The sequence below is a fragment of the Thalassospira profundimaris genome, assembly GCF_003326755.1.
Lineage (GTDB): Bacteria > Pseudomonadota > Alphaproteobacteria > Rhodospirillales > Thalassospiraceae > Thalassospira > Thalassospira profundimaris_B.
Genome location: NZ_JPWH01000010.1, coordinates 108,938 through 127,357 on the forward strand (window position 1 = coordinate 108,938; position 18,420 = coordinate 127,357).

The 18,420-nt window shown below is 55.1% G+C and carries 20 protein-coding genes; 12 read left to right on the plus strand and 8 right to left on the minus strand.

The window, feature by feature from the left end; translation table 11 throughout:
• Positions 1 to 76 precede the first annotated feature (76 nt).
• Positions 77 to 757 (plus strand): hypothetical protein, encoded by a 681-nt coding sequence (locus TH25_RS13115; protein WP_114088875.1) that lies wholly within the window; start codon positions 77 to 79, stop codon positions 755 to 757.
• A gap of 112 nt (positions 758 to 869) precedes the next feature.
• Here TH25_RS13115 and TH25_RS13120 read toward each other — a convergent pair whose 3' ends face one another.
• Positions 870 to 1,316 (minus strand): CoA-binding protein, encoded by a 447-nt coding sequence (locus TH25_RS13120; RefSeq protein ID WP_114088876.1) that lies wholly within the window; start codon positions 1,314 to 1,316, stop codon positions 870 to 872.
• A gap of 234 nt (positions 1,317 to 1,550) precedes the next feature.
• Here TH25_RS13120 and TH25_RS13125 point away from each other — a divergent pair, with 234 nt between their 5' ends.
• Positions 1,551 to 2,456, plus strand: coding sequence for a protein-methionine-sulfoxide reductase heme-binding subunit MsrQ (locus TH25_RS13125; RefSeq protein ID WP_114088877.1), 906 nt, complete (start codon positions 1,551 to 1,553; stop codon positions 2,454 to 2,456).
• 19 nt (positions 2,457 to 2,475) lie between these two features.
• Here TH25_RS13125 and TH25_RS13130 read toward each other — a convergent pair whose 3' ends face one another.
• Positions 2,476 to 3,111, minus strand: a complete 636-nt coding sequence (locus tag TH25_RS13130; RefSeq protein ID WP_114088878.1) for a LysE family translocator — start codon at positions 3,109 to 3,111, stop codon at positions 2,476 to 2,478.
• Positions 3,112 to 3,302: 191 nt separating this feature from the next.
• Complete coding sequence (locus TH25_RS13135) at positions 3,303 to 4,100, minus strand: enoyl-CoA hydratase (protein ID WP_114088879.1); 798 nt, start codon at positions 4,098 to 4,100, stop codon at positions 3,303 to 3,305.
• Positions 4,101 to 4,259: 159 nt separating this feature from the next.
• Between TH25_RS13135 and TH25_RS13140 the strand changes: the two genes are divergently transcribed.
• From TH25_RS13140 to TH25_RS13160, 5 genes are all read left to right on the plus strand, one after another.
• The gene (locus TH25_RS13140) at positions 4,260 to 5,120 is read left to right on the plus strand and encodes a hypothetical protein (RefSeq protein WP_114088880.1); all 861 of its coding nucleotides are present in this window, start codon (positions 4,260 to 4,262) and stop codon (positions 5,118 to 5,120) included.
• Between the two features lie 219 nt (positions 5,121 to 5,339).
• Entirely contained in the window at positions 5,340 to 5,783 is a 444-nt protein-coding gene (locus TH25_RS13145; RefSeq protein ID WP_114088881.1) for a PaaI family thioesterase, read from the plus strand.
• Positions 5,784 to 5,943: 160 nt separating this feature from the next.
• Positions 5,944 to 6,411, plus strand: a complete 468-nt coding sequence (rplM, locus tag TH25_RS13150; protein WP_114088882.1) for a 50S ribosomal protein L13 — start codon at positions 5,944 to 5,946, stop codon at positions 6,409 to 6,411.
• The gene (gene rpsI / locus TH25_RS13155) at positions 6,408 to 6,896 is read left to right on the plus strand and encodes a 30S ribosomal protein S9 (protein WP_473243025.1); all 489 of its coding nucleotides are present in this window, start codon (positions 6,408 to 6,410) and stop codon (positions 6,894 to 6,896) included. The genes rplM and rpsI overlap by 4 nt, the downstream gene beginning before the upstream one ends.
• Before the next feature lie 103 nt (positions 6,897 to 6,999).
• Positions 7,000 to 7,908: a GNAT family N-acetyltransferase gene (locus TH25_RS13160; RefSeq protein ID WP_114088883.1), complete on the plus strand. Its 909-nt coding sequence runs from the start codon at positions 7,000 to 7,002 to the stop codon at positions 7,906 to 7,908.
• 79 nt (positions 7,909 to 7,987) lie between these two features.
• Here the strand turns inward: TH25_RS13160 and TH25_RS13165 are convergent, their stop codons facing one another.
• The 4 genes from TH25_RS13165 to TH25_RS13180 form a co-directional block, all read right to left on the minus strand.
• Positions 7,988 to 8,242 (minus strand): hypothetical protein, encoded by a 255-nt coding sequence (locus TH25_RS13165; protein ID WP_114088884.1) that lies wholly within the window; start codon positions 8,240 to 8,242, stop codon positions 7,988 to 7,990.
• Between the two features lie 151 nt (positions 8,243 to 8,393).
• Positions 8,394 to 10,088: a phosphoethanolamine transferase gene (locus tag TH25_RS13170; RefSeq protein WP_114088885.1), complete on the minus strand. Its 1,695-nt coding sequence runs from the start codon at positions 10,086 to 10,088 to the stop codon at positions 8,394 to 8,396.
• Positions 10,089 to 10,213: 125 nt separating this feature from the next.
• Positions 10,214 to 10,753: a cytochrome b/b6 domain-containing protein gene (locus TH25_RS13175; protein ID WP_114088886.1), complete on the minus strand. Its 540-nt coding sequence runs from the start codon at positions 10,751 to 10,753 to the stop codon at positions 10,214 to 10,216.
• Between the two features lies 1 nt (position 10,754).
• Positions 10,755 to 11,033, minus strand: coding sequence for a PepSY domain-containing protein (locus tag TH25_RS13180; protein ID WP_114088887.1), 279 nt, complete (start codon positions 11,031 to 11,033; stop codon positions 10,755 to 10,757).
• Between the two features lie 148 nt (positions 11,034 to 11,181).
• Here TH25_RS13180 and TH25_RS13185 point away from each other — a divergent pair, with 148 nt between their 5' ends.
• The 4 genes from TH25_RS13185 (at position 11,182) to argC (ending at position 15,886) form a co-directional block, all read left to right on the plus strand.
• The gene (locus TH25_RS13185) at positions 11,182 to 11,838 is read left to right on the plus strand and encodes a response regulator (protein WP_114088888.1); all 657 of its coding nucleotides are present in this window, start codon (positions 11,182 to 11,184) and stop codon (positions 11,836 to 11,838) included.
• Positions 11,839 to 11,844: 6 nt separating this feature from the next.
• Positions 11,845 to 13,239: a sensor histidine kinase gene (locus tag TH25_RS13190; protein ID WP_114088889.1), complete on the plus strand. Its 1,395-nt coding sequence runs from the start codon at positions 11,845 to 11,847 to the stop codon at positions 13,237 to 13,239.
• A 128-nt stretch (positions 13,240 to 13,367) separates the two neighbouring features.
• The gene (locus TH25_RS13195) at positions 13,368 to 14,672 is read left to right on the plus strand and encodes a hypothetical protein (RefSeq protein WP_114088890.1); all 1,305 of its coding nucleotides are present in this window, start codon (positions 13,368 to 13,370) and stop codon (positions 14,670 to 14,672) included.
• Between the two features lie 167 nt (positions 14,673 to 14,839).
• Positions 14,840 to 15,886, plus strand: coding sequence for an N-acetyl-gamma-glutamyl-phosphate reductase (argC, locus tag TH25_RS13200; protein ID WP_114088891.1), 1,047 nt, complete (start codon positions 14,840 to 14,842; stop codon positions 15,884 to 15,886).
• A gap of 101 nt (positions 15,887 to 15,987) precedes the next feature.
• On the opposite strand, the gene TH25_RS13205 is transcribed toward argC, so the two are convergent.
• A complete protein-coding gene (locus TH25_RS13205; RefSeq protein ID WP_114088892.1) occupies positions 15,988 to 17,397 on the minus strand; it encodes an aminotransferase-like domain-containing protein in 1,410 nt (469 codons plus the stop codon).
• 114 nt (positions 17,398 to 17,511) lie between these two features.
• On the opposite strand from TH25_RS13205, the gene TH25_RS13210 reads away from it, so the two are divergent.
• Positions 17,512 to 18,393 (plus strand): DMT family transporter, encoded by an 882-nt coding sequence (locus TH25_RS13210; protein WP_114088893.1) that lies wholly within the window; start codon positions 17,512 to 17,514, stop codon positions 18,391 to 18,393.
• Positions 18,394 to 18,420 lie beyond the last annotated feature (27 nt).

Below are 18,420 nucleotides of genomic sequence, written 5' to 3' on the forward strand. Positions count from 1 at the left end.
TATGCTTGAAATGATCAGCTAAACCCATACAGTCGTTTGGTCTGATGATTGAGCGAACCGATATTCCGGGGGGAAAATGAACACGACGTCGTTTTGGCAAAAGAGTGTTTTGTGTGCTGTTTCGGCAGTATTCGGGCTTGGTCTTCTCACTTATTCGCATGTTGCGGCACAGGCGGCAGAGCCGACTCCGGTTGTTCCGTTTGAAAAACTGTTTGCCAAGGAACGCGGGGATTCAAAAGTTCTGCGGTTCAATGGTTTTTCCGGGGAAATTCCCAATAAACGCATTAAGGAACTTTTGCGCTCCGGCCCGATTTTAGGCGACCGTGTTTTGCTGTCCGAGGATGTCGCTGTTTATTTTCCCGACGGGTATATTGTTCAGTCCCGTGCACAATTGCCAAAATATATCCCGTCGCCGGGGTTAAAACCTTTTCAGGTTCTCTCGCGGGATAATCTGGTAAAAAATCCGCGTTACAAGCTGGTCAAGGAATTTGACAATGTTTTGGGCCGTGAATGTGCCCGTGTTGCCTATGGCAGCGGCTTTGCATCCATGCGCATCAACCGTGGCGGGGTGATGTCGCTTATTACCGAAACACCGGGTCTTTATGATGCCGTGATGGATGAACATACCACGACATATGACGTTACCAGTGCAGTACAGCCGGTTTTTATTGGCAACAAAGGGCTGGTTCCCGACCTGATCCGCCTTTGCCAGACCGGTACGGGCAAAATTGCCGGAACCCTGACCGCACAGAAATAATCATTCTCCGGCCGCGATCACAACAGGATCAGGACCGTTTGCGGTTCAATTGCGTGTCTTCTTCGTGTGAAAACATCCCCAAAACCTTTGCCGTTTTGGGGATGTCGTGTTTTCAGTTCGTTTTGCGCCAGTCCGCAACGAAAATTTGCGGAATTTCAATCGCCGGGCAGCGGTCCATGACAACGGTTAATCCGGCAGCCTGGGCGCGGCGGGCGGCTTCTTCGTTGATGACATTTAGCTGCATCCACACGGCCTTGGCCTTGATGGCGATCGCTTCGTCGACAACGCCGCCTGCATCCTCCGAATTACGAAAAATATCCACCATATCGACCGGCTCGGGGATGTCAGCCAGCCGGGCATAAACCTTTTGACGATGAATTTTATCACCCGCCTGTCCCGGATTGACGGGGATGACGTGAAAACCACGCCCGAGCAGAAATGCCATAACCCGATTTGACGGTCGTTCGGGCTTCGGGCTTGCGCCGACAAGGGCAATGGTTTTGGTGGTGTTAAACAATTCGCGCAGGCTGTTTGTGTCGGGATTGGTGAAAGTGCTCATGTTTTTTCTTTCCATCAGCGGAGTTCGCGCATTTGGTTAAGAGTCTAGGCTCGCATTGCGTCGGGATAATGGCATCCGGGTTGTGACGCTTTGTGATGCCTGCCTCGCGCAGAGTTGATCATGAGTTTAAGTGATCTTTGCCCCTGTGTTGCGTTCTATAGGCAGATAGATTTGCAACATGCCGCTGGCCTGTGCAGATATTCTTGCTGCTATATCATCACAGAAGGAAAGCCCATGTTTCCGTGGCTTGATCATGCCGGTCGTTTTTCCAGTTTCAAGTTGATGGTTTTTATTGCCATCCTGGTGCCGGGATGTGTCGTGCTGTGGCCGGTTCTGTTTCATGACGGGGTATCTTTGCCGATCAAGGATGCCATTCATGGCTCCGGCGACTGGGCCATTCGCATGTTGCTGATTTCCCTGGCGATCACGCCTTTTCGCCGGGTAACGAAATTTACCAAAATCGTTTTGGTGCGGCGGATGGTCGGGTTGGCGGCACTGGGCTATGCGCTTTGTCATCTGCTGCTTTATTGTATTGATCAGTCCTTTGACATATCGCGCATTGCGACCGAAATTGTCGTGCGGATTTATCTGACCATCGGTTTTGTCGCGGTGATGGGGCTGGTCGTGCTGGGCATAACCTCGACCAATGGCATGATGCGGCGGTTGGGGCGAAACTGGGGCCGCTTGCACAAGGCAAGTTACGGTATTGCGGCATTGGGTATTTTGCATTTTTTCATGCAGTCCAAGGCCGATGTTACCGAGGCAACCCTGATGGCCGGTTTTTATCTGTGGCTGATGCTCTCACGGTTTGCCAGCAAGATGAACTGGAAAATGAAGTCGCCCGTTACCCTGCTGGGGCTGGCGATTGCGGCGGCCATCGGCACGGCGGCGATTGAATATGCCTGGTTTGCCCTGGCAACCGGCGTTCCGCCCTTGCGGGTTTTGCAGGCCAATTTTTACTGGATGTATCCGCCCCGCCCGGCCTGGATTGTCCTGATTGCTGGTGTGCTGATTGCTCTGTATCCCGTCATCAAACAGTTTTGGGAAAAACGCGGCAATACGGATGATCCCGATCTGGCGGGTTCATCGGCGCGGCGGCGCAATCGGGCAGGGGCCCGTGTCCGGGCCACAGGTCGCTAGAAAATCGCCGATATTGTTTTCAGGTTGCGGCATTTACCCGGCGCACAAGGGCCGTCATCACCCCGGCGGCAATCAAAACCGAACCACCGGCCCGTCCCATGATTTGCAGGGCGCGCGGGCTGCGGAATTTTTCCCGCATGGTGCCGGCCGCCAGCGCCCATAGCAGCGCATTGATCATCGCCAGGCCGACAAAGGTTGCGATCAAAACGGTGAATTGCGGGGTGACGGGCTGATGCGCGATTACGAATTGCGGGACAAAGGCAATAAAGAACACAATGCCCTTGGGGTTGAGTGCCGTGACAATATAGGCATGTAAAAACATGCGGGACGGGCGGTTGCGCCGGGTTTCTTTGGACTCTTCAAGGTTATGGGGTTTTTCCCGCCACATTTTGATGCCCAGATAGATCAGATACCCGGCCCCGGCAAGTTTGAGGATGCCAAACGCCGTTGCCGAGGCGGACAAGACAGCCCCGGCCCCGAGCAGGGACACCGTCATGGCGGTAAAATCGCCCAATGCGACGCCGGGCACCGTGGCCCAGGCCGTTTGCCGCCCCTTGCCCAGGGCATAGCTGACCACCAGCATGATGGTCGGGCCGGGAATGGCCAGCACAATGCTGCAGGCCAGTGCATATGTAACCCATAATTCAAGTGTCACAGTCCGTCTCCCGTTATCCTGTCTCGCCGATCCGTCATGGTACGGTATGTGGCGGCTTTTTGCGCGTTATAAATGCGGTGTTTGACTGCGAAACATGGCGCAATCCCATCCTGCCCGGGCTTGTATTGCCCGGACATGACAAAACAGGCATCCCGGCTGCCTGTGGGCCGTGCAACCGGGAATATTCTCTGTTATTCATGCCGCCAGGTCGGGTGACGTTTTTCAATAAAGGCGCCAATGCCCTCGTCGGCATCGCGGGTTTGCATATTGGTGGTCATGACGGATGCGGCATAATCATAGGCATCGGCCAGCGGCATTTCGATCTGGCGATAAAAGGCTTCCTTGCCGATTTTAACCGTCGAACCGGATTTTTCGGCAATGCGCAAGGCCAGCGCATGTGTGGCACTTTCAAGGTCATCTTCCGCAACCACATCGGATACCAGGCCCATCTGCCAGGCTTGCTCGGCGGAAATGGGGTCCCCGGTTAAGAGCATGCGCATGGCGTGCTTGCGGGCGATATTGCGCGATAGGGCCACCATCGGGGTCGAGCAAAACAGGCCGATATTCACCCCCGGTGTGGCAAATTTTGCCGTTTCACTGGCAACGGCCAGGTCGCAGCTTGCCACCAACTGGCATCCGGCGGCCGTTGCCATGCCATGTATACGGGCAATAACGGGCTGGGGCAGGGTAACTATTCGCATCATTAACTCGCTGCACTGGGCAAACAGGGCAGCATGGGCCTCGCAACTTGAAATACTTTTTAATTCTTTCAAGTCATGACCGGCACAAAAGACTGGTCCATTGGCAGCCAGGATCACGGTGCGAATATTCGGCGACTCCGAAATGTCGTTTAATTCAAAAATCAGGGCCGACATCATCTTTGAGGATAGGGCATTTCTTTGTCGTGATTGATTCAGAGTGAGTATGGATACTGCACCACTATCCTCACGGACGATGTATTTTTCGGTATTTTCGTCTTTTTGGATCATTTTTTCCTCCCGAGTGCAAATTTTACTGCAAGTTCTTATACGAATGTCATAACATGTAAATCATGGTTGCTGTTACAACTTCAGGTCAGGCTGACGTGACACGAGATGTCCGGTGGTGTGCCTGAATATGCTAACCGCTGCTGGCATCAGGTGTAAGACATGGAACAGCGCGATCAACCCGAACGGGGGCCGCAGGATGTGGCACCGTCGGCATATGTTTCCAACCGCCGGATACAGGAAGCGCGTCGGGTAGTTTCCCCTGCCAGACGGTCTTCCATGAACCGCTATGACCGCCCCGAAGTGATTGAACAGGAGCTTGAGACCAAAAAGGCTGCCGCGATCGAGCGTCTGGCGGCCAAGGGGATTACTGTTACCCGCATCGGACCGGAACCCGCAACCCGGGCCGAACCGAACCCGAACCAGTATGTCTGGGAAACCAGTGCCCCCCGATCTGATCCCGAGCTTGACCAGACGGCCGGGTCGGAGCTGGCAAACGGCGCCTTTGAATGGAAAGTGGATGGCGCGCCTGCTCAGCGCCCGGCAGAGGACATACCGACAAATACCGTTCCGGGGAATGACGGTCTTGAAGGGGCCGGTGAAAGCCCCGATATGGCGACACAGATGCAGACGGAGCATGTGAGAACCGATGATTTATTGTCGCGATTTACCCAGGAACCAAAATTTCCCGTGTCCGCATTCGATGCTAACCCGGATTTGACAAGCATGGCAATTGAACAGCATGGACTACGTTTACCCGACAGACAACCGGGTACGCCGCGTCCCCCGAAAAGAGAACCAAGCGAGCCCGTTGACCAGATGCAGGGTGGTCGTCGGCGGGCCACGCCGGAAAGCTATGCCGCCCTTGAAAGCCTTGCCGCCCGGGCACCGAAAAAGCCCGAACCGCCCCAGCGCAAAGGGGTGGAGTTTTGGGCTCCCCGTATTGGGGCCTATATGATTGCCGCTGTTGCCGTTGGTTATGTTGTGGTGCTGACCGCGATCGAGCTTTATTCCCTGTTTTAATCGCTACTTCCCCTTTGGGGGCAGGCAGGCTGTTTTATTTTGGATGGCGGTACTTTGATCGGGTATCGCCGTTTTTGATTCCGGACGCCGTGTTTCGTGCCCTGTGCCCCATGTCCTGGGCGTTCTGCAATTCCTGCATGACGTCGCCTTTCTCTTACGTTAACGTAAACGTTAATAATCAAATGATGTGGCAGGGCGTTTACAGGGGATACCGGGATCATGGCTATTGGCAAACAAGCGGGCATCAGCCCCCGCGATTTTGATCGCATCATGGCGGAAAAAGTGCCCTTTGTCGGGGATATGGGAGTTATTACCGAAAGCCTTGATGCGGGCGTTGCACGGTTGCGGCTGCCATTTGACCAGCGGTTTATCCGCCCGGGAAACGTGGTTTGCGGTCCGGCGATTTTTGCCCTGGCCGATATTGCGCTTTATGCCGTTGCCTGGATGGTGGCCCCTGTGGCCGACTATGCGGTAACAACCGAGGCGACAGTTCATTTTTTGTCTGGGGCAAAGCCGGGTGATTTGATTGCCGAAGCCCGCATTTTAAAGGCGGGAAAGCGGCTGTTGATTGCCCAGTGCGACATTCGATCTGCCGTTGATGATGCCCTTTGTGCCCACGTGATCGGGACCTATGCCATGCCTCCGGCAGACAAAGCGGGTTAAAAAAGGGACCGTCAGTGTGGTAAAATAATACCAAAAGATATAAGTTATTGTTTTATAACGAATTATTCCTGTTGCTTTCCCGGTAAAAATTGGCATACTGCGCCCACTTTCAGCGAGGGGCGATTCCCTCCGTGAAAACCAGTTTCAGGTATAAGAATTTATGAAAACCTTCACTGCGACACCGAGCGACATTGAGCGCAAATGGTTCGTGATCGACGCTGAAGACGTCGTTCTCGGTCGTTTGGCTACAATCGTTGCCAATCGTCTTCGGGGCAAGCACAAAGCCATGTTTACCCCGCACATGGATTGTGGCGATCACATTGTTATCGTCAATGCCGAAAAAGTAAAACTGACCGGTCGTAAACTGACCGACAAGAAGTTTTACTGGCACACCGGTTATCCGGGCGGCATCAAAGAACGCACGATGGACAAGCTGCTGGGCGGCGAACATCCGGAACGCGTGATCATCAAAGCTGTTGAACGCATGATGAGCCGTGGCCCGCTGCGCAGCCAGGTTATGACCAAGCTGCACGTTTATGCCGGTACCGACCATCCGCATGAAGCGCAGCAGCCGGAAGTGCTGGATGTAACGGCACTGAACGAAAAGAATAAGCGGAGCGCGAAATAATGGCCGACACCAAAACTCTTGAAGATCTCAAGGATCTGGCGCCGGCTGGTCAGGCCGCTGCTTCTGAAAGCACCCTGCCGGAACCGAAGATCGACGAACTGGGCCGTGCCTATGCAACCGGTCGTCGTAAAAACGCCATTGCCCGTGTCTGGATCAAACGCGGTTCGGGCAAGATCACCGTTAACGGTCGCGAATTTGAAAACTATTTCGGCCGTCCGGTTCTGCGCATGCTGATCAACCAGCCGTTCGGTGCTGCGGCCCGTAACGACCAGTACGACGTGTTCTGCACCGTTGTTGGTGGTGGTCTTTCCGGTCAGGCCGGTGCTGTTCGTCACGGCATTTCCCGCGCCCTGATCAATTTCGAGCCGGAACTGCGCAAAGTCCTTAAAGCGGGTGGTTTCCTTACCCGTGACTCGCGTGCAGTTGAACGTAAGAAATACGGTAAAGCCAAAGCCCGCCGCAGCTTCCAGTTCTCGAAGCGCTAACCGGCAGCTATACGCAATCGCGATTTCAAAGGGCCCGCTGGTTACGCCAGCGGGTTCTTTTTTGTTTTGACCCCACCATTTACGCCCCTATCAGGAGATCACAATGCAATACAGACTATTACAACAACAGGACCTGCCAGCACTTGAGGGTTTTTTGTCGGCCCATACCAGCAGCACAATGTTTTTGCGCAGTAATTTGCGTGCTGCTGGTATGGGCCGACGCAACAATCATCGTTTGTCCGCCGATTATTATGGTGCCGTTTCAGAAACTGGCGATATTCATGCCGTCATCGCCCACATGCAGGCCGGTAATATTCTGGTTCAGGGGGGAGGGCATGAGGATGGCAATCACACCCTGAGTGCGCTTGCTGCCTATTGCCGTAACCGGCTGACCGGGCGGATTGCCGGGGTTTTGGGGCCGTCACAGGCGGCCAAAATGCTCCATAACGCCTTTGACCTGCCATCGGATGCCTTTGCCGTTAATCATGATGAAACCCTCTATACACTCGCACTGGATGCCGTAAAACCAGTCGTCCATCCGCTGGGGGACAGTTATCAGGTCGAGGATGCCGCCCGTATGGACCGGGCGACCTTGCTGCGCTGGATGCGGCAATACGAGATCGAGGCCTTGAATGCCGAGGAAAACCTGGCATTGGACGGTCGTGTGGCGTCGCGTGTGGTCAATGCGCTGGAGGATCGTTGCTGGTGGGTTTTGTTTGCCGATGGGCAACCGGTGGCGCTGGCCGGGTTTAATGCCCGTTTGCCCGATGCCGTACAGCTTGGCCCGGTCTGGACGCCCCCTTCACACCGCAATATGGGCTATGCCCGGTTTTTGGTCGGGCGCTGCCTGCTGGCTGCCCGGGCGCGGGGTGTCAAACGGGCCGTCCTGTTTACCAATAACCCGGCGGCACGCCGTGCGTACGAGGCATTGGGTTTTGTTGCCATTGGCACATATTGTCTGTCGCAATTGCGCCAGCCTGTTTCCATCGGCGATCAGTGCGCCGGTGTTTGATGGCGTTTGATCCGTTATGATCGGGGAGGTTGGGGATATCATGCCTTTTACCGGGCGCAATATCCACCCACTTTCCCGGTCAGGTGCTGTTTTGCATCAGCTTTAAAATAAGCGGTTGCAGGCATTTCAGGATAATATTGGCCCCGATGACAAAGATGAAACAGTAAACCATAAAACCCTGCGAGATCACATGCAGGGCGGCATAGGCGATCAGGACCCCAAACAGCAAAAATGCCGATATGCCCAAGACAATCATGCTCATGTCACTGACATATTGTTTTTGGGCGTCCGTACTCATGTCGCCAAATTTGGGGCGAACCGGCTTTTTGCTCATGGATGTGTCCCGTTTTTATCTCGCCTTTTGAAAACTGTTTTCAGTATTACGGGTAAAATCTGGCAGCTTTAAGAAGTTCCTGAACGCACAGGGCCGGTTCACCGCCATCGTGTGGTGAACCGGCCCTGCTTTTGCCTGGTTATGGGGGAGTTTACTGCATAACCGGCAGGGTGGAACTATTGGCGGCGGTTCGGGTGCCCGGTTTTTCACATTTTGCCAGGATGTCCTGGTTGGTTTGATACAGGCTGGTTGAAATATCGAGCAATCCCAGCACGGTGGAAAACAGATTATCCTGGGAATAGGTATCGTCTTTGGCGGTTTTGCCAACACAGGCCGGATCAATATTTTTGCTTTGCTCGGTCTGTTTGGCCATCCACATGAACATCGGCACATGGGTTTGCTGCGAGGGGGCCAGCATATAAGGGGCACCATGCAGATAAAGCCCGTTTTCCCCCAGGGATTCCCCATGATCGGACACATATAACAGCGACGGGTTATAGTTGTTTGACAGGCTTTGCAGTTTGGCGATCAGTTGCGAGATGACATAATCCGTATATCGCAGCGAGTTGTCGTAACTGTTGACCAGTTCCTGATGACTGCAATTTTCAATGTCACTGCGCGGGCAGTCCGGGGTGAAGGTGCGGAAATTTTCCGGGTAACGCTGGTAATAGGTTGGACCGTGGCTGCCGATAATGTGAAAAACCATCAGCTTGTCGCCCGGTTTCATTTTTGCCATTTCCGGGTCAATATCCTGCAACATGGCGGCATCCAGGCAGGTGTGCCCATTGCACAGGTCTGGATACATGTCTGATGACAGTTCGATATTGGGGATACGGTCACATACCCCTTTGCATCCGCCGTCATTTTCCTTCCAGAAAACCGAAACGCCGGTTTTTGCCACGACATCGAGCAGGTTTTCGCGTTTGGACGCATAGGTGCCGTCAAAATTGGCCCGGGTCATGTCAGAAAACATGCAAGGTACGGATATAGCGGTTGCCGTCCCGCACGAACTGACATGCTCAAAACTGACCAGGCCGGGAATGGTGCGGGTAAAGGGCGACGTATCGCGTTTGTAACCATCAAGTTCGACATTTTCCGCGCGTGCGGTTTCGCCAATCACCAGAAACACCAGGTTTGGTTTCCCGGCGGCGGGGTGATGTTTCGCATCCTCGCCAATGGTCTGGAACGGAATGAAATGGGCCCTGTATTGCATTTTGCCATACTGGATGCCCGCGACAACATAGTTGAACGGCATGGCTTCCTTGCCCAAAATCTTGTTGTTGCGGCCAATGGAGGCGTAGTTTTTATAATATCCCGCGCCCAAAAGCCCGGTACAGGCAAGGACCAGGGTCAGGATAACCAAACGCTGCCCCAGCCCGACAAAAACGGATCTCGGGTATTTGATTGGCATCGCAATCAGGATGGCGGCAGGTAAAATGCCGGTTGCCACCACCCAGAAAACCGAATTGCCACTGACATAGGAAAGGGCCTCGGCCGGGTAGGTATCGGCGAAATTGGTAAACATCGCCTTGTCAAAGACAATGCCGTAATGCTGCATGGCATAATTGACAATAGCGGCGGTGACGATAAAGAAAACCATCGCCGGTTTGAAAATATATCTGAAGCTGAACGGCACAAAAACCAGGGTGAGTGCAAATATCACCACCAGCGGGGCGGTGGCGGCGAAAAGTGGATCATAATCCTGCATTTTTGTCAGGATGGCATAGAAATGGCGCAGCAAAACCCAGTTAAACGCAAGCGTGAAATACAGCACGACCGCGACAAGTGCCAAGCGGTAATCAAGGGCGGGAAGGCGTAAATTTTTGCGCCAGTTTGAAAAAGTCATGGGTGTAATCCGTGGGCAATCGCCCCTAAGCGGGCAGGGAAATATGTGGTGATGTTGGTATGTGCCTGGCAGGACTGGCGGCGGCAGGCCCGATGTGCCTGATATGCCTGTGGTGCCGCCAGGTTTCAGCCAATATCGCCGGGTTCTGGCGGGCGTTTGCGTCCATTGATCATGGACCGGGCCAGGTTTTCGTGATGGCGTAAACTTGCCAGCACCACACCGCCCACATGCAGGACAACGCAGGCCATCAGGCCGTTTGCCAGAAATTCATGCACTTCCTTGATCCAGTGCCAGTCATGATAGGACGGCGTGCTATAAAGCCAGCCGGTGGCCCCGGTTGCCGCCATCAGACCCAGCAACAGCAAAATCATCGCCCCGCCAGCCGGGTTATGGCCGACATAGCGTTTTTCGCGGCCAGATAAGATGGCACGCAAATAGGCCAGCACATCGCGGGGCGGGCGCACAAATTGTGTAAACCGGGCATAGCGCGGGCCAATTAACCCCCAAAGCAGGCGAAAAACCACCAGGGCAAGCGCGACATAGCCGGTTTTTTCATGCAGGGAATCCCAGTTTTCGGCCGAGATCCAGGCAACGGCAAAGCAGGTCGCAAGGCTCCAGTGGAAAATACGGACTAACGGGTCCCAAACCCGGATTGTTTCGCTCATCTTATCCCTCCTGCACTTTGACAGGTTCAAGACTATGCGGGTCGAAATAGGCCTCGATCCTTTTGCCATGTGCATCGGTGGCATAAACCTCGTAGCAACCCTCGTCGGTTTTGATGCGCACGATCTGCCATCCCTGGTTCTCAAGCTTGTGTTGCAGGGTTTCGCGCGGTTGCCACTGGTCCATCGGCGCCTTGCAGATATTGTCATCCGCTTGCGCCGAAGCTGTCAGAACAATGCCGGTCACAAACGGTATCGCTGCGGCCAAAATCCTGTTTTTCATCGTGTATCCTTATTCGGAATGTGAAAAACTCTCTGGCAGGGAAGGTGCCCGTCTTTGCTGACAGCAAGCTGAATGTGCCAGGCAATCGTTCAGTAAATTGTCAGCTTCAAAGGTTAGAGACAGCGGGTACCAAGGATCGAGGTGGGGAATGCGACTGCTGCTAATCGAAGACGAGCAAACACTGGGCAGTGCCCTGCGCGATCATCTGGTATCCGAAGGTTATGCCGCAGACTGGGTTGAAAACCTGGCCGATGGCGAACTAGCGATGAAATCAACCCGTTATGATGTGATTTTGCTTGATATTAACCTGCCGGACGGCAATGGCGTTGCCATGTTGCGCGCGCTGCGCCAGCGGGGCGATGCAACACCCTGCATTATTCTGACGGCACAGGACAAAATATCGGACCGTATTGCCGGGTTGAATGCCGGGGCGGATGATTATCTGGTCAAACCGTTTGATCTGGGCGAAATGATTGCCCGGCTGGCAGCCGTTGCCCGGCGTTATACCGGCAATCCCAACCCGTTATTGCAAATTGGCGATGTGGAAATTGATCTGGCGCGCAAACTGGTTTTTGTTGCCGGGAGGCCGGTGGAACTGACCGGGCGGGAATGGGCACTTCTGGACCAGTTCGCCCACAAACCGGGTGCCACCCTGTCCAAGCGCCAGCTTGAAGATTCCCTTTATGAATTCGGTGCCGAGATCGAAAGCAATACGGTGGAAGTTTATGTCAGCCGTCTGCGCAAGAAAATCGGCAGCGATCTGATCCGCACTCTGCGCGGTGTCGGTTATCGGCTGGAGGGATAGTCACACATGTTTGGCGGTTTTTTCAAAAGCCTGACAGCCGGTATCATGATCCGGGTTGTGGTGTGGGTTTGCCTGTGCTGGGCCATTGCGGCGGCACTGGCGGCCTATGTGATCCATGATGAATTAACCGAATCCTTTGACAGTGGCCTGCGTGAAACCGTGCAGGGCAATCTGCCGCTGGCGGTTGAATTTTTGATGGACCGGCCGGCAAATTCCAAAGTCACCCATATTCCGGCCCGCACCGCACGCCCCGCCAGCCCCGATGACAATGGCGATGCAGACCCGGAAGAATATATCATCTATCAAATCCGCGATGCGTCAGGCCGGGTATTGCTGCGGTCGGACAACGCACTGGAAACGCCCTTTGCCGCCCCGCTGATTGCCGGTTTCTGGCAGGATGATACCTTCCGCTATTATTCCGAACCCACCGTGGGTGGCAGTTTATACATGCAGGTGGCCGAACCGTTGGCGCATCGGCGCGAGGCGACCTTTGAAAGTGCGATGGCAATTTTGCTGCCATTGTTTGTGCTGGTGCCGGTTTTGCTGGTAGCGATCTGGTTTAGTGTGCGTGGGGGCATGCGCCCGGTTTACCGTTTTCGCCAGGATTTGGACCGGCGCGGGGCGGGCAATATGGAAGCCATCGCCATCGATGATTTGCCCGGCGAACTCGCCGCAATGGGCCAGGATGTGAATTTGCTGCTGGACCGGTTGCGGGCCGCGATGAATGCCGAACGGGCCTTTGCCTCGAACAGTGCGCACGAATTGCGCACCCCCATCGCCAGTATGCTGGCCCAAACCCAGCAGTTATTGACCGAGCTTCCGTCACAAAGCCCGCATCGTGACCGTGCCATGCTGATTGAAAAATCGCTGGGCCGGTTGCGTCGGCTTTCGGAAAAACTGCTGCAATGGTCACGCGCGGAATCCGGCCTTGGCAAAACCCACGAGGTTCAGGAGCTTGACCCGATCATTGATATGCTGATCGAGGATATTCATCGCAGCGGGCGCTTTGACAATACAATTTTGCTGCATCGGCACGGGTTGCCTTTGCGTGCGCCAATGGACCCGGATGCCTTTGGCATTTGTGTGGGCAATCTGTTGGAAAATGCCCTGGTTCACGGGGATCGTCGCGTGCCGGTACAGGTAAGGGTGGAGGGGCCCGATCGCCTTATTGTTGAAAATGCCTGCGAAAAGCTGCCAGCCCATATCCTGTCGAAATTGACGCGCCGTTTCGCCCGTCATGGCAACAGCCCGGAAAGTTCCGGCCTGGGATTATCGATTGTTGTTGTCCTGATCGAACAGGCGGGGGGCACATTTTCCTATGTCTCGCCCATTCCCGGTCAGGATACCGGTTTTCAGGCCGTGTTGACCCTGCCACAGGCTCCGACCGGGGCAAATGACTGACGATACATCCTGTTGGGCATTGCTGAAAATTGCAGGCCTGCTATCTCTATGACAGGATTGATCCTGATCGGAATGATCCCTGTTATCCTTTCAGGAGGCCGACAATTAAGGTTGCGCGCATATTTGTCATGATGGGCCTGGTTCTGCCGTTCTTTTTGGGGGCAGCATCGCGGGCGTACGCGGCGGCAGACCCGCATCAAATATTGTATGAATATGAAGGACGCCCGCTGGCGGTGGGCAAGTTCAGCATTGTATCGGCCTTTCAGCAACGCCTGTTTCAGGCTGCCGCCCAGTGCCGCAAAAAGACCCCGGCAAGTTATGGTACGCCCGACGGGGCGATTGGCGCCAATACCGTGCAGGCCATCAAGGATTATATTGCCTGCCGCCCGGATTTAACCACCGGGGCAGGGGGCATGTCGCCCGAACGCGAGGGCGCAATTACCATTGGCCTGTGGCGGTCCCTGATGCCGGATATCATGCCGTTTCCCGATGCCATTGAACGGGCCAATCAGCTGACCTTTGCCCTGGAAGGCACGGATTATGACCGGGTGCAGTTTAACTTTTGCCAGTCGCGCAATCCATCGACCGGCAAAAGATATATCGAAGGCGACCCTTATTGTTATTCCAACGACAAGGCATCCTATCTGACATGGGGGCCGCGCGGCGCGACGGCGGGCCACGGGGCCGAGGTGCAACAGGTTATCGTGCTGGCGGAAAAGGCCCATCCCGGCCTGTTGCAAACAGTTTTCGGGCCGGAGGCCGATACCCTGCGCCGTCTGGTTTTGGGTGATGAAGCCAGTGTGGAAACCATTTTATGTGCCGCCTGGGCCAACCCGGCAAGGCGAGAGGATTTGCGTGCGCGCTTCGCCCGTTATGGTGCCTTGCATGAGGTGCAGGAAGCCTATCGCATGGTCTATGAGGCCGCCAATGCCGATGGTGGCAAGGTGCAGCGGTTTTTCAGGATATACAAGGCGTTAAAGCCGGTTATTCAACGTGATCCGACGGAAATTGACGTGGCCTTTTTTATTGATCGTGCCACGCATGGCGGGGCCCCGCCGGGGGATTTAACGCCGTTGATTGAAAAAATGAACTATTTCGTGACGCGGACAAAAACGGTGCCCTCGCCAGGGGAAATGCGCAAACAACTGGCCGCCTGGTTGCCCTCTGCCCATAAATATAATGACCGCCTGGCCCGCGATGCCATTTTCCTGATTGATGATCCCGAAGTGAATTTGTCCGATGCCCATCGGCGGATCTGGCAAAAACGTTCCGGTCTGCGGGCCAGTTCGTTTGGTTTGTCTGATAAACGTTATGTGCGTGCCTATCCGGTGATGCCGGTAACGGGGTATGAGGCGATCAGGAAATTTCCCACCGTGCGCCCGGCGGAAAAACGGGCCTGCCCGGCGGTGGCGTTGCGCCCGCGTACCCCCTGAAATATTTGCCAAAATGGCGCGAACCCGTCGGTAAAACTACGCATATGCGTAAATTGCATGGGGATAACGGTTTTTTAGGGCCGGAATGTCTTGCATCAACCGGGCATGTTTGCCAACATCCGCCTGTATTTACACGTCACTTTGCCATTTAAGGAGCAAGATTTGAAATGAGCGACGTCAAGGTTAAAGTCGGAATTCTCGGTGCCAGCGGATATACCGGGGCGGAACTGGTTCGCATTCTTGCGCACCATGCCGCTGCCGAAATCGTCCTGTTGACCGCAGACCGACGCGCCGGGCGTCCCTTTGGCGAGGTGTTTCCCCACCTGGCCCATTTGAACTTGCCCACCATGATCCGGATTGACGAAGCCGACTGGAGCAATGTTGACGTTATTTTCTGTGCCCTGCCGCATGGCACGACACAGGAAGTCATTGCCGGTTTGCCCCAGCATGTCAAAGTGGTGGATCTGTCGGCGGATTTCCGGCTGTTTGACCCGGCGACCTACAAGGAATGGTACGGGGCCGAACACGCCGCCCAGGATTTGCAAAAAGAAGTGGTTTATGGCCTGACCGAACTGCACCGCGAAAAGGTTGCCAAGGCACGGGTTGTCGCCAATCCCGGCTGTTATCCGACCCCGGCACAGTTAAGCCTGACACCGCTTTTGGAACAGAAACTGATCCTGTCGCAAGACATCATCATTGATGCGAAATCCGGCGTGACCGGCGCGGGTCGTTCGCCCAAGGAAGGCATTTTGTTTGCCGAAATTACCGAAGGCATTCATGCCTATGCTACCGGCGGGCATCGCCATGCCCCGGAAATCGAACAGGGGCTGTCCTGGGCGGCCGGGGATGACGTGATCGTCAATTTTTCGCCGCATCTGATGCCCATGAGCCGCGGTATCCTGGAAAGCATCTATGTCAAGCTGGCCGATGGCGTAACGCCCGAACAGATCCATGAAGCCCTGGTCAAACGTTATGAAGGGGAGCCATTTGTGCGTGTGCTGCCCTTTGGCACCACCCCGCAAACCCGCCATGTTCGTGGATCAAACTTTGTGATGTTTGGCGTGGTCAAGGACCGGGTGCCCGGCCGGGCCATTATCGTCGGGGTCGAAGACAACCTGATGAAGGGGGCGTCGGGCCAGGCGGTTCAGAACATGAATGTGATGATGGGCCTGCCCGAAACGATGGGCCTTGAGCTGGAACCGCTTTTCCCGTAATCGGGCTTAAATATGATTATATGATAAACGCGCCGGATTGTTGGATTCGGCGCGTTTTTTGTCTTTTTGCGCCCGTTCAGCACCCTGTCGCCCGGGTGATTTCATGTGATTTCGTGGTTTAAAAAGGCCAGAATACGCGGGTGAAGCGACTGGGTGACGTTAAACCGCATCAGGCTGCCTGCCGATTTTGTCAGGCTGAAAACATTGCCCGGGGCGAGAATGATATTCTGTTTCAGGGCCGCATGGGCGAGATTGGCAGCATCGATATTATGGGGCAGGCGGGCCCATAAAAACATGCCTGCACCGGGTGGTGTAACCGGCGTAATGCCAAGTTCCGCCAATTTGCTGGCGCAATCCGTCATGGTGCGGGCCAGACGCTGGCGGACATGTTCCATATGTTTGCGATAGGACCCGTCGCGCAAAACCGACAATACCAGTGCCGAGGATAAATTGCCGCCGCCAAAACTGGTGGCGATTTTCAGATCCAGCAATTTGTCGATCCAGTCCGGTCTGGTGGCGATATAGCCGCAGCGGATGGAGGCCGACAGGGTTTTGGAAAAACTGCCGATATGGACAACCGTGTCCAGCCCGTCAAAGGCCGCCAGGCGCGGGGCGGGACTGGTTTCAAAATCGGCGAAAATGTCATCCTCGATAATCCTGATTTTGTGTTTTTCACATGCCTTAAGTACCCGATGTGCCTTGACCGGCGACAGGCTGGCCCCTGTCGGGTTATGCAGGCCGGAATTGGTGACATAAAGGCGCGGGCGATGCTGTTCTGCCGCGTCCTCAAAGGCGTCCATATCCGGCCCGTCAGCCAAAAACGGAATGGCGACAATATGGGCACGATGGGCATGAAACAGGGCATGGAAATTGAAATAACACGGGTCATCGACAAAAACCGTATCGCCCGGTTCAATCAGCAAACGGCATAAAAGGTCAATCGCCTGGGTACCCGATTCCGTTAACATGATCTGGTCCAGGGCCGGGGTAATGCCGTGTTCGGCCATGCGCCGTGCCAGATGGTCCCGCAACGGAAGCGACCCCAGCGGCGCGGCATAATCGGTAAGGGCGGCGTCCGGCCCGCGTGCCACATGACGCAGGGCACGGCGGATGGCATCATTTGGCATCCAGTCGGGCGGCAGCCAGCCGCAACCGGGTTTTAATACGGTATCATCACTGTTAAGCGATTGTCGCGACACCCAGAACGGGTCAATCGCCCGGTCGAGCTTCGGGGCCAGTTGCGCAATTGATAAGGGGGACGTTTGACCGGCAACAAAAAAGCCTGACCCCCGGCGCGAGACAAGGGTGCCTTCCGCCACCAGCCGGTCATAGGCATCCACCACGGTGGACTTTGACACCCCCATTGTTTCCGCACTTTGCCGAATGGAGGGAATACGCGCCCCGGCCACCAGGCTGCGATTGGCGATGCGCTGGCGAATATGGTCCATCACCTGATTTACAAGGGTGTCGACGGGGGTGCCAGTGGCGGACGAGGCAGCGTTTTGCGTCATCTGTACTTCCGATAATACCAATACAGTTTACCAAAATTGTATTGGTATTATGTCTGGCGCATTGCTGCCCGGCAAGCGAATGCTGCTTCTGTGCTTATGCAGAAGGAGGTTATGATGAACCGCACAACACAGGGCTGGATTTTCGGGTTTTTGGGGATGCTGGTTTTTAGCGGGTCGCTGCCAGCCACCCGTTTGGCAATGGCGGGGTTTGACCCGATATTTTTAACCGTGGCGCGTGCGGTTTTGGCCGGGGCAATGGCGGCTGCAATTTTGCTGCTGACCCGTCAGGCCTGGCCGGGGCGGCGCGAGATATCGTCGCTGCTGATTGTTTCGTTGGGCACTGTAGTGGGGTTTCCGCTGCTAACCGCGCTGGCGCTGCAATATATCACTGCCGCGCATTCGGTGATTTTTATTGGTCTGCTACCGCTTTCTACCGCCATATTTGGCGTGTTGCGCGGCGGCGAACGGTTGCGCCCGGTTTTTTGGCTGTTTAGCGGGTTGGGCAGTGCGCTGATTTGTGGTTATGCCCTGCGCAATGGCGTGAATGGTGCGCTGGCGGGTGATTTGCTGATGTTATGTGCCATCGTCGTCTGTGGTCTTGGCTATGCCGAGGGGGCGACGCTTTCGCGCAAGATGGGCGGCTGGCAGGTCATTTGCTGGGCCCTGGTGGCCGCATTACCGGTGATGCTGGTGTTGCTGTTTCTCACCATGCCAGCCAGTTTTGCATCAATCGATGCTGCCTCGTGGTGGTCGCTGGCATATGTTGCGATTTTCAGCAGCATTGTTGGCTTTTTACTATGGTATCGCGGCCTGGCCTTGGGCGGTATCGGGGCGGTGGGGCAATTGCAATTGCTGCAACCGTTTTTCGGCATGATGCTGGCGGCGGTCATTTTGTCGGAAAATGTCGATCAGGCAATGGTGTTGGTTACAATGGCGGTAATTGCCTGTGTGTTCGGGGCCAAGCGGTTTGCCCGCCCGGTTGCGCGTCAGGGCTAGTTATTCCGGATTTGCTGGTAGGGTTGG

What these genes read in the sequence shown, in the direction of transcription:
- TH25_RS13115 (WP_114088875.1), top strand. Translation starts at nt 77, where the DNA reads ATGAACACGACGTCGTTTTGGCAAAAGAGTGTTTTGTGTGCTGTTTCG.
- TH25_RS13120 (WP_114088876.1), bottom strand. Translation starts at nt 1,316, where the DNA reads ATGAGCACTTTCACCAATCCCGACACAAACAGCCTGCGCGAATTGTTT.
- TH25_RS13125 (WP_114088877.1), top strand. Translation starts at nt 1,551, where the DNA reads ATGTTTCCGTGGCTTGATCATGCCGGTCGTTTTTCCAGTTTCAAGTTG.
- TH25_RS13135 (WP_114088879.1), bottom strand. Translation starts at nt 4,100, where the DNA reads ATGATCCAAAAAGACGAAAATACCGAAAAATACATCGTCCGTGAGGAT.
- TH25_RS13140 (WP_114088880.1), top strand. Translation starts at nt 4,260, where the DNA reads ATGGAACAGCGCGATCAACCCGAACGGGGGCCGCAGGATGTGGCACCG.
- TH25_RS13145 (WP_114088881.1), top strand. Translation starts at nt 5,340, where the DNA reads ATGGCTATTGGCAAACAAGCGGGCATCAGCCCCCGCGATTTTGATCGC.
- rplM (WP_114088882.1), top strand. Translation starts at nt 5,944, where the DNA reads ATGAAAACCTTCACTGCGACACCGAGCGACATTGAGCGCAAATGGTTC.
- TH25_RS13160 (WP_114088883.1), top strand. Translation starts at nt 7,000, where the DNA reads ATGCAATACAGACTATTACAACAACAGGACCTGCCAGCACTTGAGGGT.
- TH25_RS13165 (WP_114088884.1), bottom strand. Translation starts at nt 8,242, where the DNA reads ATGAGCAAAAAGCCGGTTCGCCCCAAATTTGGCGACATGAGTACGGAC.
- TH25_RS13170 (WP_114088885.1), bottom strand. Translation starts at nt 10,088, where the DNA reads ATGACTTTTTCAAACTGGCGCAAAAATTTACGCCTTCCCGCCCTTGAT.
- TH25_RS13175 (WP_114088886.1), bottom strand. Translation starts at nt 10,753, where the DNA reads ATGAGCGAAACAATCCGGGTTTGGGACCCGTTAGTCCGTATTTTCCAC.
- TH25_RS13180 (WP_114088887.1), bottom strand. Translation starts at nt 11,033, where the DNA reads ATGAAAAACAGGATTTTGGCCGCAGCGATACCGTTTGTGACCGGCATT.
- TH25_RS13185 (WP_114088888.1), top strand. Translation starts at nt 11,182, where the DNA reads ATGCGACTGCTGCTAATCGAAGACGAGCAAACACTGGGCAGTGCCCTG.
- TH25_RS13190 (WP_114088889.1), top strand. Translation starts at nt 11,845, where the DNA reads ATGTTTGGCGGTTTTTTCAAAAGCCTGACAGCCGGTATCATGATCCGG.
- TH25_RS13195 (WP_114088890.1), top strand. Translation starts at nt 13,368, where the DNA reads ATGATGGGCCTGGTTCTGCCGTTCTTTTTGGGGGCAGCATCGCGGGCG.
- argC (WP_114088891.1), top strand. Translation starts at nt 14,840, where the DNA reads ATGAGCGACGTCAAGGTTAAAGTCGGAATTCTCGGTGCCAGCGGATAT.
- TH25_RS13205 (WP_114088892.1), bottom strand. Translation starts at nt 17,397, where the DNA reads ATGACGCAAAACGCTGCCTCGTCCGCCACTGGCACCCCCGTCGACACC.
- TH25_RS13210 (WP_114088893.1), top strand. Translation starts at nt 17,512, where the DNA reads ATGAACCGCACAACACAGGGCTGGATTTTCGGGTTTTTGGGGATGCTG.